Here is a 12,998-nt window from a genome sequence, read left to right as displayed (position 1 = left end):
TGCGAACGGATGTGACGCGGGCCGCAAATCCGCTATCATCAGTCGAGCGCACGACGAGGAGAAAGGCCAGTGCAGCAGCGCCTCGAGAAGGAATGGGAGCTTTCGATCGACCCGGACACGGTGCGCCTGTTTATCCTCAAGGCCAAGGCGCTGAGCGCCGGCGTCAACGAGGATTACGACGACGGCGCCGAGCACGAGGTCGAGTTCGACGGCGACAGGCATGACAGCCACCACCATGACGGCCTTGTCGAAGAAGCGTCGGAAGACCTCACCGAGGAGGAGTTCCGCGAGTTAATCAACGATCTCAACGTCGATGAAGCGGCCGAGCTCGTGGCGCTGGCCTGGGTCGGCCGCGGCGACTACGATGCTTCCGAGTGGGTCGAGGCGGTGGCCGCGGCCCGCGAGCGAGCCAACAGGCGCACGGCAAAGTATCTGCTTGGCCTGCCGCAGCTCGCCGACTGGCTCGAGGAAGGCCTGGAGGCGATCGGCGCGTAACCGGCCCGTAACGGATTTTGATCGCAGCGCCGCTGCTTCCAAGGCAACCTTGCCGTGCCGGGCCCGTTTCCGGCCGATGGCAACGCTGAGCTTTTCCGGATTTTGCAGACTGGCGCTGCCTTTGGCGGCGGCCCTGCTAATCACGCCGGCCGATGCCAAGCATCGTTACAGGCAGCCGCTGACACCGCGTATGGAGCAGCCGTTGACGCAGCGGGCCGATCAGCCACTGAGGCCGAGGAGCAAGCACCGCATGAGATCGCGGGCCAAGCGGCATATCGCGCCAAAGCTGACGCAACAGCAAACGCAGGACCAGCCGACCTTGCCCGCCGATGTTCCGGTGCCAGAGCCACGTCCCGCGGAAGCGCGAAAGGCCGACGCCGCAACGATGGAAGAGCGGAAGGCTGCCGGTCCAAAGGACGCTGACGCATCCGACCGGATCAATCAAGAAAAGTCTCGTCAGGGAAAGCGTCCCGAGCCTTCAGCCCCGGAGCCGTCAACCGATATGGAAAGCGAACCAGAGGCGCCGGCCGCAGTGCCGATTCCGACACAAAGACCCGACATCGCGGAACCGGAGCCGCCCGCTGTCGCACCGAAGCCACCCGAAAAACCGGCTGATACCGGCGACAACAAAATGCTGCCCGATCCGCGCTCGGCTGAATTGCCTGCCGACAGGATGCCGGAAGAAGAGGTGGCGTGCCGCGATCGGCTGAAGGCGCTCGGCGTCGAATTCGAGGAGCACAAGGCCGAGCACGACGCCGAGATCGGCTGCTCGATCCCCTACCCCATCGTTCTGAAAACGCTGGGAAAATCGATCGGTATCGGTTCCGGCACCGAGCTCAATTGCCGGATGGCCGAGGCTGCCGCGCGCTTTGCCGCCGATGTCATCCGGCCGGCGGTAAGGGCCGAATTCGGCGCCGATCTGAAATCGATCGCCCAGGCCTCCGCCTTCGTCTGCCGTCCGCGCCACGGCGGCGGCAAGCTTTCGGAACACGCCTTCGGCAATGCGCTCGATATCGCCTCCTTCACGCTGTCGGATGGCAGGACGATCGAAATTGGTCCGGTGCCGCCCGAGAAGGATGCCAAGTTCCTGGCTACTGTGCGCAAGGCCGCCTGCGGGCCGTTCAAGACAGTGCTCGGTCCGGGCAGCGATGCCGACCATTCGCTACATTTTCATTTCGACCTCGAGCCGCGCCGCCACGGCGGAACCTTCTGCCAATAAAAAAGGATTTCAAGAACAGTCGCCGCAATTCGGCCCCAGGCATGAATGCCGGCGCTGATCTTTCCTTTACTGTTGGCGACTAAACTTGTGCCATCCGGGGATAGGAAGCCTTTCAATGACCGGAAGACTTGGCGCCATGCTTGCCATGGCGCGACAGAACGATTTTGCGCGCTCTGCCACCGTCTGGCTGGCCACCGGGCTTGCCGTCGCGGCCGTGTCGGCCTGCAACACGGGCGATGTCTTCTCGCTGCAGCCGGCCGTCGACGTCGGCAGCCAGACCGCTGCCGTGCCCGAGGCGCCGCAATATTCCGGCATGCAGCGCCTCGTTCCTTCCAATCCCTATATGACCCAGGCTGCCTATCCGCGCATGGATGAGCCGATGTCGCCGGTCGAGCAGATGCCCGCAAGCGAGATCGACTGCCGCAACGAGCTGAAACGCATGGGCGTCGTCTATACGGATATCCAGCCGATCCATGAAGGCCAGTGCGGCATCGACTTCCCGGTGAAGGTTTCGGCCATCGGCAGCGTCGAGATGAAGCCCGCCGCCACGCTGACCTGCAACATGGCCGCGACCTTTGCCGCCTGGACCAGGAACGAACTCGTGCCGGCAGCCCGCTGGCGCTATTTCTCCGGCGTCAGGGCCATCCACCAAGGCTCGAGCTATTCCTGCCGTAACATCGCCGGCGAAGGCGTGCTCTCGGAGCACGGCAAGGGCAACGCGCTCGACGTCATGAGCATCGAGCTCAACAATGGCGACGACATCGACGTCCGCAAGCCCGGCCTGTTCGCTTTCCGCACCCGCGGCTTCCTCAACAACGTGCGCGCCGACGGCTGCCAGTATTTCAACACGGTGCTCGGTCCGGGCTACAATTACGATCACCGCAACCACTTCCACTTCGACGTCAAGAACCGCAGGAGCGGCTACCGCGCCTGCCGCTAAAGCAATCCCGAAACCTCTGCCCAATGCGCGCAACGCGACATAGAGTGGCCGTGCATCGACTTGGGAGTGGTCTCTCTTGGGTGAGCGGAGCCTTCGGCGGCGCGCCGCGATCTGGCTGGCGGCGTTTTGCGCTTTCTATCTGGCATTTGCCTATCTCGCCGCGCCGGAATTCTGGACCTGGCGGGAGCGCGGCTTCCGCACACAGCGTTTCGAGATGGTGACGCACACGCCGCAAGGAATTCCGGGCGACCCGATCAATGTCGGCCTTGTCGGTACCGAAAAGGAAGTGGTCCACGCTTTTGCCGTCGCCGGTTGGGACACGGCCGACGCCGTCACGCTCAGGACCGCTATCGACATCGGCGAAAGCGTCCTGTTCTCCCGTCCCTATCCCGATGCGCCGATGAGCAGGCTGCTGTTCGAAGGCCGCGCCCAGGACCTCGCCTTCGAAAAGCCGGTCGGCGACAGCGCCGACCGTCGCCACCATGTCCGCTTCTGGCAAACCAACACGGTCGGCGACGACGGCCGCCGCCCGCTCTGGCTGGGCGCTGCCAGCTTCGACCGCGGCGTCGGCCTCAGCCACGACACCGGCGCCATCACCCACCATATCGGCCCGGACATCGACGCCGAGCGCAGCTTCCTGATCGGCGGCCTCGATGCGGCAGGCATGCTGATTTCGACCAGCGAGATACCGGGGATTGGCGCCACGAAAAGCGGCAGGAATGGCGGCGGCGATCCGTTTTTTACCGACGGCATGGCGGTAATCGGCGTGCTGAAGACCCTGCCGTGACCGCGCGGCGAGGTCAGGTCGCGGTGATGACGATCTTGCCGAACGGGCCTTTCTCAAGATGCCCGAACGCCTGCGGCACGTCGTCGAAGCCGTAAACCTTGTCGACCACTGGTTTGATGCGGAGAGCTTCGATCGCCTGATTCATGCGCTCGAAGCTGCGGCGGTGGCCGATGGAAATGCCCTGCACGACGATGCGGTTGCGCATGAGCGGCACGACCGGAAAGCTGATCTCCGTCGCGCCGAGCAGGCCGACGATCGACAGCCGGCCATCGGCGGCGAGCGCGTTCAACGACCGCCGTGCGTTGTCGCCACCGACCATCTCCAGAATGTGGTTCACGCCCAGCCCATCCGTCAACTTACGGGCTGCCTCGTCCCAGGCCGGCTGGGTGCGATAGTTGATCACCTGCCAGGCGCCGAGTTCCTTGGCGCGCTTGAGCTTCTCGTCGCTGCTCGAGGTGACGATGGCGCGCAGGCCGAACGCCGCGGCGAACTGCAGCGCAAACAGCGAGACGCCACCAGTGCCCTGGATCAGGATGGTCTGGCCCGGCACCGGCCTTGTCGCCTCGGTCATCGCGAACCAGGCAGTCAGCGCCGCGATCGGCAGCGTCGCTGCCTCGATATCGCTGAGCGAAGGCGGCGCGAGCACCGCGGCATCTTCACCGAAGACGACATGCTCTGAAAGCGTGCCCGGCAGCGATGAGCCTAGCGTGTGTCTGTGCAGCACCGGCGGCGCATCGCCGTCCGGCCAGTCGGCAATCACCTGGCCGAGCACGCGCTGTCCGACCTGAAATCGGCTGACCGCGCTGCCGATGGCGACGATCTCGCCCACCGCGTCCGATGTCGGCACGAAGGGGAAGGTAAGATCGGGAATGAGCATGCCATCCACGATCAGCTTGTCCTTGTAGTTCAGCGAGACAGCTTTCGTACGCACCAGAAGCTCGTGCGGGCCGGGCTCGGGAATCTCGCCTCTCACCGGGTTCAGTTTTGACAGGCCGAAGCCCGTCATCTGCCAGGATCTGTTGCCGTCGGTACTCATGCGTCTCGCTCCTTGATTGATGGCCGAGCGAAGACATTTATGCGATCCAACTATGGAAAATAGTGCCGCAATGCGGGATATTTGGCAACAAATTGAAGAGAAGAACTCTACAAAGGATGCATCGTGGATTCGGTAGACCTGCAAGGCATTGTCGCATTCGTCCACGCCGTGGAGGCCGGCAGCTTCACCGGCGCCGGCGAACGGCTGCGTGTAACGAAGTCCGCCATCGGCAAATCCGTCGCGCGGTTGGAGCAGCGGCTCGGTGTTCGCTTGCTTAACCGCACCACCCGCAGCCTCAGCCCCACCAGCGAAGGCGCGAGCTATTACGAAGCCTGCGTGCGGGCCCTGGCCGAGATCGAGGCCGGGCAGGCGCTGCTCGCCTCACGCCGGCAGGTTCCGTCCGGCAGGCTGCGCGTCGACGTGCCGCTTGCCTTTGGCCGCACATGCGTCGCCCCGGTGCTGTTCGGCATCTCCAGCCGTTTCCCGGAGCTGACGATCGAGATCTCCTTCAACGACCGGCGCGTCGACCTGATCGAGGAAGGCATCGACCTTGCGGTGCGCATGGGCGATCTCGACGACAGCCTGTCGCTCGCGGCGCGCCGCATCTACGCCCAACGCTCGGCAATCTTCGCGGCTCCCGCCTATCTCGAAAGGCACGGCAGGCCGCGGTCCATCGACGACCTCGCCGGCCACAGCGTCATCGGCTATGGGCGTGAGGGCGTTGTTCGTCCCTGGACCATAAGGGACGCCGACGGCCGTCTGACGACATTCGTGCCCAAGGCCAGGCTCGTCCTCGGCCACGGCGAACCGATGCTCGATGCGGCCCTTGCAGGCTGCGGCATCACCTTTCTGCCGACCTGGCTGGCAGCCGACAGCCTGAAGCGCGGCGAGCTTGAAATGGTCCTGTCCGACTGTCTGGTCGAAAACATCGTCGTGCACGCGGTCTGGCCGGTGACGCGCGCGCTCACGCCGAAGGTCCGGGTCGTCATCGACGCGCTCGTCGAACATTTTTCGGCGCCGCCCTGGGATGCCGTCTGAATGGCCAGCGCCCGCGCTCCAAAATTGTCATGCTCCAAATAGCGGCGGACTATTTTCGAATGCACCGCGGCAATGCTATTGACCAGGCATGCTTTATGTTGAAATCGCCGTCGTGGCCGTCCTCATCCTGGTGAACGGCCTTTTGGCCATGTCGGAGCTCGCCATCGTCTCGTCGCGGCCGGCCCGCCTCAAGGCGATGATCGACCGCAACGTCAGGGGGGCCGGCCGCGCGCTGGCGCTGGGCTCCAATCCCGGCAAGTTCCTGTCGTCGGTGCAGATCGGCATCACCCTGGTCGGCGTTCTCTCCGGCGCCTTTTCCGGCGCCACGCTCGGCGGGCGGCTGGCGCAATATCTGGCTTCGACGGGCATCCGCGAGAACATCGCCGATCCCGTCGGCGTCGGTATCGTCGTCGCGATCATCACCTATGCCTCGCTGATCGTCGGCGAGCTCGTGCCGAAGCAGATTGCGCTGAGGGATCCGGAACGCGTCGCCGTCAGGGCGGCGCCTGCGATGACCATCCTCGCCACCGTCTCGGCGCCGCTTGTCTTTCTGCTCGATGTTTCCGGCCGCGCCATTCTCTGGCTGCTCGGCCAGTCCGGCGAGTCGGAAGAAAAGGTCACCGACGAGGAAATCAAGATGCTGGTCGCCGAGGCCGAACATCACGGCACCATCGAATCCGACGAGCGGCGCATGATCGCCGGCGTCATGCGCCTCGGCGACCGCGCCGTGCGCGCCGTGATGACGCCGCGCACCGAAGTCGACTGGATCAACCTGCAATCCGACGAAGCAGCCATCAGGCGGCTCCTGATGGAGACCCAGCATTCGCGCCTGCCCGCCGGCGACGGCAATGTCGATGACATGGTCGGCGTCGTCCAGACGCGCGACGTGCTGTCGGCGATCCTCGGCGGCAAGGTGCTAGAACCGCGCCAGCATGTGCGCGCCGCGCCCATCGTGCATGACCAGGCCGACGCGCTCGACGTCCTGCAGAAGTTGAAGGAGTCGGACGTCCCGATGGCGCTCGTCCATGACGAATACGGCCACTTCGAAGGCATCGTCACGCCGGCCGACATCCTGGAGGCGATCACCGGCGTCTTCCGCTCGGACCTCGATGCCGGCGAGGAAGAAAACGCCGTCAAGCGCGAGGACGGCTCATGGCTGCTCGCCGGCTACATGCAGGCCGACGAGATGGCCGAGGTGCTGGGCATCGATCTTCCGGAGAACCGCGATTACGAGACGGTGGCCGGCTACGTGCTGTCGCATCTGCACCATCTTCCCGCTACTGGAGAGTGCGTCGACGCGCAAGGCTGGCGCTTCGAAGTGGTCGACCTCGACGGCCGCCGCATCGACAAGCTGATCGCCACCCGCCTGCCCGACGGCCACCGCCAGATCGCGCGGCGGTAGCCGACGCAACAGGCCGATACCTAGAGCGGTTCGGCGATTCTATCAAACGCTGAACCGCTCTAAGGCACCAGAACAACCTTGCTCCGGTCACGGCCGCCGGCTGAAGCGTCCGCGAATTGAAAAAGGGCGGCGCAAGCGCCGCCCTCGACAGATGATTTTGGGAGGATGATCGCGCTATGACGCGCTCAAGCCGCCTTGGCTTCGGCGTCGATCGCATCGGCCGCGCGCGCGGCCTTCAGCACCTTCGCCCACCATGCAACGTCGTTGACCAGCGCCGCGGCCGCCTGGTTCAGATGCTCGATATCTTCCAGCTTCTTTTCGCCCTGACGTACCGCAAGGAAATCGCCCCAGGCGATGTGGACGGCCGACTTGACCGGCGCCATCTGCAGCTCGACGGCATGCAGACGGAGCTGTTCGACGGCGCGCGAGCCGCCGACGCTGCCATAGCCGACGAAACCGGCCGGCTTCTTGTTCCACTCATTGGCGGCGTAGTCGATGGCGTTCTTCAGCACAGCCGTCGGGCCGTGATTGTATTCGGCGGCGGTGAAGATGAAGCCGTCGAAATCGGCGACCTTCTTCTGCCAGCGCTGCGCCACCTCGTTCTGCGACGGCGCCCAGGCAGACGAAGCGACCTCGTCGAAGAAGGGCAGCGGGAAGTCGCGCAGATCGACGACTTCGACGTCGATGTCGGCATGCGTCTTGGCGATCTTGGCGATCCACTGCGTCGGCACGTCGGCGAAGCGGGCGGCGCGCGTCGAACCGACGACAATGGCGATTTTGGGCTTGGACATAAGGGGCTCTCCTTGCGGGAATTTTGGTATCGTTTGGATACCGGCGCTATATGTGATACTGACAAAGCGGCACGCAAGGAGGCACATTTTTGTTACTGAGGCACCCGCACAACACCGAGGACTGCCGCGCCGTGTCGGAAATCCTGCAACGGGTCGGCGACAAATGGACCGTTCTGGTGGTCGGCAAGCTGGGCGGCGGAGCGATGCGCTTCAACGAATTGCGCACGGCCGTGGGCGGCATTTCGCAGAAGATGCTGACCACTACTTTGCGCGGTCTGGAGCGTGACGGCTTCGTCACGCGCAAGGTATTTCCCACGATCCCACCGCGAGTCGACTACGAGCTGACCGAGCTCGGCCACGAGCTGCTGGTGCCGGTCGGCGCGCTTGGCGAATGGGCGCGCAAGAACACCAGTCGAGTGCAGGCAGCGCGCGCGAAATTCGACGGCCAGCAGGCCTGAAAGCCTTGCGGCGCAAGCGCTTCGGAGGTTTCGAGGCGGAAGTCCCGCCGGCCGCGAGGCGGGCCGTGCAACAACATCTCAAAATCTTTAGATCTTGTCGCATCGGACTGTGGCCAGTCCGGCCTGCATTGGACTCTCGTGGCGAAGGTCGCCTTGCGATGACAGTCGTTCAGGCATTTCGCGCGATGCCGCCGCGAGGCGCGAGATCGCATATCGCGCCCTGCCCCCCAATGTCCCCGCCGCCACCCAGACTGGCGGTGCGCGGAAGGTCCGTCTTGACCTCGGCATAGGCTATTATGCCGAGCAGGCAGACCAGGGCGACGAAGGCTGCCACGAGCCAGCCGTTCAGCATGTATTGACGCATTGTCTTTCCTCCAGCGTTGGCACGATCGGGCGTGGCGGCAACCATCGGATGTCGCCGGACGCATCTGCCGCGCGGGAGTTGTTACAAATGCGCCGGTCCGGAAGAATCGTCTTCCGTCAGCCTTCGGCTGGAACCGGTTTCGGCTTGCCTTCGCCGTCGAGCGCCACCATGACGAAATCGGCATGGGTGACCTTCTCCATCAGGTCGGAGAGGTAGCGCTGCGCCCAGGCCTCGACCTTGAGCACCATCGAGGTTCGGCCGACGCGCTCGACATGGGTGTAGATGCAGAGCGTGTCGCCAATCTTCATCGGCTTGGCGAAAGACATCTCCTTGACCGCCGCCGTCACCACGCGGCCCTTGGCGCGCTCGGCTGCGCGGATGCCGCAGGCAAGGTCCATCTGCGCCATCACCCAGCCGCCAAAGATGTCGCCGGCCGCATTGGCGTCGGACGGCATGGCCAGCGTCCTCAGTGTCAGGTCGCCGAGCGGCTTTCCGTCCGCGTAGTGCACCATGGGAAGGTCCTTCAGCCGCTGCTTTCCTGAACCCGTACCAACGCGGTCGCGATGTCGCAAGCTCTGCTGAAAGCGAAAAGCGCGCCGCTCAAGCGGTCGCTTTTTTCACAAGCCATGACGGAAGCCCCGGCGACGCGGTGAGCCGGCAATGTCTAGGGTAAGCGCCGGATTTCGGAGCCCGCGCGCGCATCATGCAGACTTATGACTTCATCATCGTCGGCTCCGGCTCGGCCGGCTCGGTCGTCGCGGAAAGGCTCTCGGCCTCGGGCCGCTTTTCGGTGCTGGTGCTGGAGGCCGGCGGGACCGATCGACGCTTCTATGTCAAGATGCCGCTCGGCTACGGCAAGACCTTCTTCGATCCGGCCGTCAACTGGAACTACAAGGCCGAGCCCGATCCCGGCTTCGGCAACAATGCCGACCACTGGCCGCGCGGCAAGCTGCTCGGCGGCTCGAGCTCGATCAACGCCATGGTCTACATCCGCGGCGCGCGCGAGGACTTCGACGCCTGGGGCGCCGCCGGCAATCCCGGCTGGAGCTATGGCGACCTGCTGCCCGCCTTCAAGGCGCTGGAGGACAACGAGGCCGGCGCCGATCAGTGGCGCGGCGTCGGCGGTCCTTTGCACATCACCGATTGCTCGAACGCGGTGCATCCGTTGACGAAGCGCTACCTGGCAGCCGCGCAGCAGGCCGGCCTGCCGCTCAATCCGGATTTCAACGGCGCCACCCAGGAAGGCGTCGGCGTCTATCAGATCACCACCCGGAACGGCCGCCGCATGTCCGCCGCCCGCGCTTTCCTGCGTCCGGCGATGAAGCGCGGCAACGTTCGCGTCGAGACCAACGCGCTGGCGACGAAAATCCTGTTCGAAGGCAAGCGCGCCGTCGGCGTTGAATACGAGCAGAACGGCCAGACGAAGACCGCGCGCGCTGGCCGCGAGGTCATCATTTCCGGCGGCTCGATCAACTCACCGCAATTGTTGCAGCTCTCGGGCGTCGGTCCGGCCGCGCTGCTCAACGGCCTCGGCGTCCCGGTCGTCCACGCAAACGAGAATGTCGGCGCCAATCTGCAGGACCATGTCGGCGTCAACTACACCTTCAAAGGCAAGCTGCCGACGCTCAACCAGATCCTGCGCCCATGGTGGGGCAAGCTTCTGGTCGGCATGCAATACATCCTCTTGCGCTCCGGTCCGCTGGCTCTGTCGATGAACAATGCCGGCGGCTTCTTCCGCACCGACCCGTCGATGGCGCGGCCCAACATGCAGCTCTATTTCCAGGCCTTCTCGACCGTCATCCCGAAGAGCGGCGAGCGCCCGATCCTGACCCCCGATCCGTGGCCCGGCTTTTCCATCGGCCTTTCCAACTGCCGCCCGTCGAGCCGAGGCGAGATCATGATCCGCTCGAAGAATCCGCGCGATTATCCGAAGATCACGGCCAACGCCTATTCCACCAACGCCGATGTCGACGAGATGCTGGCGGCGGTGAAGTTCGTGCGCAAGATCGCCTCGATGCCGGCCATGGCCGACATCATCGAGGAAGAGGTTCTGCCTGGTCCGTCAATCACTTCCGACGCCGATCTGATTCAGGATTTCAGGAAACGTTCGGGCACCGTCTATCACCCGGTGTCGACCTGCCGCATGGCTCCGGACGCCGCGCGCGCCGTCGTCGATCCAAGGCTTCGGGTGCACGGGTTGAGCGGTCTGCGCGTCATCGACGCGTCGATCTTTCCCGACAATATCACGGGCAACACCAACGCCGCTTCGATCCTCACCGGATGGAAAGGCGCCGAGCTGGTTCTGGAGGATCGGAAATGAAAGTCACCGACGTCAAGACCTGGGTTGTCGGCAACCCGCCGCCGGGCATCGGCGGCAAGTATTTCATCTTCGTCAAGCTCACCACCGATGGGGGCGTGGTCGGTTACGGCGAGGCTTACAACGCGACCTTCTCGGCGCATGTCACGGCCAGGATGATCGAGGACATGGCCGAGCGCTATCTCGTCGGCCGCGATCCGCACGATGTCGAGAACCTCTTCCGCCGCGTCTATTCGTCCGGCTTCACCCAGCGCCCCGATGTCTCCGGCATGGGCTGCTTCTCGGCGCTCGAAATGGCCTGCTGGGACATCGTCGGCAAGGAGGCGAACAAGCCGGTCTACAAGTTGCTCGGCGGCCAGGTGCACGAGACGCTGCGCTCCTATACCTATCTCTATCCGCACGCCGGCAGCGTCCATTCCGAGGATGCGCGCGGCCAGAATGTCTACAACGATCCCGACATGGCCGCCGCCTGCGCGCTCGAATATGTCGAGCAGGGTTTCAACGCCGTGAAGCTCGATCCGGCCGGCCCCTACACCGCCTATGACGGCCACCAGCCGCGCCTCATCGACATCGACCTTTCGGCGCGCATGGTCAAGGCGATCCGCGAGGCCGTCGGCACCAGGGCGGACATCCTGTTCGGCACGCATGGCCAGTTCACCGCTTCCGGCGCGCTGCGGCTGGCCCGCGCCATCGAGCCTTACGACCCGTTGTGGTTCGAGGAGCCGGTGCCGCCGGACATGCCCGAGGTGATGGCGCAAGTGGCACGCGGCACTTCCATTCCAATCGCCACCGGCGAGCGGCTGACGACGAAATTCGAATTCGCCCGCGTCATCGAGAACCGCGCCGCCACCATCCTGCAGCCGGACCTTGGCCGCTCAGGCGGTATTCTCGAGACCAAGAAGATCGCCGCCATGGCCGAGGCCTACCACATCCAGGTCGCGCCGCACTGCTATTGCGGGCCGATCGTCGGTGCCGCCAACATCCAGCTTGCAGTGACGCTGCCCAACTTCCTCATCCTGGAATCGCTCAAGCAGTGGGACGGGTTTCACGCCACGCTGCTCAAGAAGAAGATCGAGTGGCAGGACGGCAACGTCATTCCGTCGAAGGAACCCGGCCTCGGCGTCGAGCTCAACGAGGAGGTCTGCGACGCGTACCCCTATAGCGGCAAGGACCTGCATCTGCAGATGATGCAGACGCCGCTGATGCCGTGACCCTCGCCTACGCCTTCATCGGCCTCGGCCATCTCGGCGGCAACCTTGCCGCCAGCCTGCTGCGCAACGGTTTTGCCGTCACCGTCTTCGACTGCGATCCGGCGGCTGTCGAGCGCCTTGTCGCGCTCGGCGGCACGGCGGCAAGGAGTCCTGCCGAAGCAGCCGCGCGCGCCGGCAATGCGATCACCTGCCTGCCCTCCCCGAAAGTCAGCGAAGCGGTGCTCGCCGGCCCCGACGGCTTGCTCGATGGCCTGCCCGCCGGCGGCACCTGGATCGAGATGTCGACCAATGGCCGCGACGAGATCCTGCGGCTGGCGGCGCTTGCTTCGGCGAAGGGCGTCGAGACGCTGGAATGTCCGGTCACCGGCGGCGTGCATCTGGCGGCGGCAGGCAGGATCACTGCGCTGGTCGGCGGCGATGCCGCGCTTTACGAGCGGCACCGGCCGGCGATCGAAGCGATGTGCGCCAAGTCCTTCCTCATGGGGCCGGTCGGCTCGGCGGCCGTGATCAAGGTCATCACCAATATGCTCGCCTTCGTCCATCTCGTCGCCGCCGGCGAAGCGTTGATGCTGGCCAAGCAAGGCGGGCTCGACCTCGCCCAAGCCTATCATGCGATCGTCGCCTCCTCCGGCAACAGCTTCGTACACGAGACCGAAAGCCAGCTGGTGCTGAACGGCTCCTACGACATTGGCTTCACCATGGACCTTGCGCTGAAGGATCTCGGCTTCGCGCTTGCCATGGGCAGGGATTTCGGCGTGCCGCTCGATCTCGCCGCCCGCGTCAACGCCATCTTTGAAGAGGGCAAGCGGGCCTATGGCGGGGACGCCTGGTCGACGCAGATAGTCAAGCTGCTCGAGGATGCAGTCGGAGCGGAACTCCGCGCCCCGGGCTTCCCGGCCAGGCTGGGAAAATAGTCGGCAAATTTTTCGCCAGCTATTTC

General features: G+C 64.6%; 14 protein-coding genes. 10 read left to right on the top strand and 4 right to left on the bottom strand.

Translation table 11 applies throughout. The features are described from left to right. Window positions 1-69 precede the first annotated feature (69 nt). The 4 genes from EJ070_RS17120 (at window position 70) to EJ070_RS17105 (ending at window position 3,441) form a co-directional block, all read left to right on the top strand. Window positions 70-495 (top strand): DUF3775 domain-containing protein, encoded by a 426-nt coding sequence (locus EJ070_RS17120; RefSeq protein ID WP_126092425.1) that lies wholly within the window; start codon window positions 70-72, stop codon window positions 493-495. A gap of 190 nt (window positions 496-685) precedes the next feature. Beyond that, a complete protein-coding gene (locus EJ070_RS17115; protein WP_126095796.1) occupies window positions 686-1,714 on the top strand; it encodes an extensin family protein in 1,029 nt (342 codons plus the stop codon). Window positions 1,715-1,829: 115 nt separating this feature from the next. Then, window positions 1,830-2,654, top strand: a complete 825-nt coding sequence (locus EJ070_RS17110) for an extensin family protein (RefSeq protein WP_126092424.1) — start codon at window positions 1,830-1,832, stop codon at window positions 2,652-2,654. 76 nt (window positions 2,655-2,730) lie between these two features. After that, on the top strand, window positions 2,731-3,441 hold the full coding sequence (locus tag EJ070_RS17105) for an LssY C-terminal domain-containing protein (RefSeq protein ID WP_126092423.1): 711 nt from the start codon (window positions 2,731-2,733) through the stop codon (window positions 3,439-3,441). Window positions 3,442-3,454: 13 nt separating this feature from the next. Here the strand turns inward: EJ070_RS17105 and EJ070_RS17100 are convergent, their stop codons facing one another. Then, the gene (locus EJ070_RS17100; protein WP_126092422.1) at window positions 3,455-4,477 is read right to left on the bottom strand and encodes an NAD(P)-dependent alcohol dehydrogenase; all 1,023 of its coding nucleotides are present in this window, start codon (window positions 4,475-4,477) and stop codon (window positions 3,455-3,457) included. Between the two features lie 123 nt (window positions 4,478-4,600). Between EJ070_RS17100 and EJ070_RS17095 the strand changes: the two genes are divergently transcribed. Beyond that, the gene (locus EJ070_RS17095; RefSeq protein WP_126092421.1) at window positions 4,601-5,515 is read left to right on the top strand and encodes a LysR family transcriptional regulator; all 915 of its coding nucleotides are present in this window, start codon (window positions 4,601-4,603) and stop codon (window positions 5,513-5,515) included. Window positions 5,516-5,603: 88 nt separating this feature from the next. After that, window positions 5,604-6,917: a hemolysin family protein gene (locus tag EJ070_RS17090; protein WP_126092420.1), complete on the top strand. Its 1,314-nt coding sequence runs from the start codon at window positions 5,604-5,606 to the stop codon at window positions 6,915-6,917. 185 nt (window positions 6,918-7,102) lie between these two features. On the opposite strand, the gene EJ070_RS17085 is transcribed toward EJ070_RS17090, so the two are convergent. Further along, on the bottom strand, window positions 7,103-7,708 hold the full coding sequence (locus tag EJ070_RS17085) for an NADPH-dependent FMN reductase (protein WP_126092419.1): 606 nt from the start codon (window positions 7,706-7,708) through the stop codon (window positions 7,103-7,105). Window positions 7,709-7,797: 89 nt separating this feature from the next. On the opposite strand from EJ070_RS17085, the gene EJ070_RS17080 reads away from it, so the two are divergent. Then, window positions 7,798-8,166 (top strand): helix-turn-helix domain-containing protein, encoded by a 369-nt coding sequence (locus tag EJ070_RS17080; protein WP_126092418.1) that lies wholly within the window; start codon window positions 7,798-7,800, stop codon window positions 8,164-8,166. Window positions 8,167-8,335: 169 nt separating this feature from the next. Here EJ070_RS17080 and EJ070_RS17075 read toward each other — a convergent pair whose 3' ends face one another. Continuing rightward, window positions 8,336-8,530: a hypothetical protein gene (locus EJ070_RS17075; RefSeq protein WP_126092417.1), complete on the bottom strand. Its 195-nt coding sequence runs from the start codon at window positions 8,528-8,530 to the stop codon at window positions 8,336-8,338. Between the two features lie 116 nt (window positions 8,531-8,646). Further along, on the bottom strand, window positions 8,647-9,042 hold the full coding sequence (locus tag EJ070_RS17070; protein ID WP_126092416.1) for an acyl-CoA thioesterase: 396 nt from the start codon (window positions 9,040-9,042) through the stop codon (window positions 8,647-8,649). Window positions 9,043-9,233: 191 nt separating this feature from the next. Between EJ070_RS17070 and EJ070_RS17065 the strand changes: the two genes are divergently transcribed. From EJ070_RS17065 to EJ070_RS17055, 3 genes are read left to right on the top strand one after another with little or no spacing between them, the layout of a single operon-like run. After that, window positions 9,234-10,850: a GMC family oxidoreductase N-terminal domain-containing protein gene (locus EJ070_RS17065; RefSeq protein WP_126092415.1), complete on the top strand. Its 1,617-nt coding sequence runs from the start codon at window positions 9,234-9,236 to the stop codon at window positions 10,848-10,850. Continuing rightward, a complete protein-coding gene (locus EJ070_RS17060) occupies window positions 10,847-12,058 on the top strand; it encodes a mandelate racemase/muconate lactonizing enzyme family protein (protein ID WP_126092414.1) in 1,212 nt (403 codons plus the stop codon). The genes EJ070_RS17065 and EJ070_RS17060 overlap by 4 nt, the downstream gene beginning before the upstream one ends. Further along, window positions 12,055-12,972, top strand: a complete 918-nt coding sequence (locus tag EJ070_RS17055) for an NAD(P)-dependent oxidoreductase (RefSeq protein WP_126092413.1) — start codon at window positions 12,055-12,057, stop codon at window positions 12,970-12,972. Before EJ070_RS17060 ends, EJ070_RS17055 begins: the two co-directional genes overlap by 4 nt. Window positions 12,973-12,998: the final 26 nt, after the last annotated feature.

The organism is Mesorhizobium sp. M1E.F.Ca.ET.045.02.1.1, from assembly GCF_003952485.1.
Classification (GTDB): domain Bacteria; phylum Pseudomonadota; class Alphaproteobacteria; order Rhizobiales; family Rhizobiaceae; genus Mesorhizobium.
The sequence above is the reverse complement of the archived record's forward strand: the minus strand, read 5'-3'. Positions and strand labels throughout refer to the sequence as shown.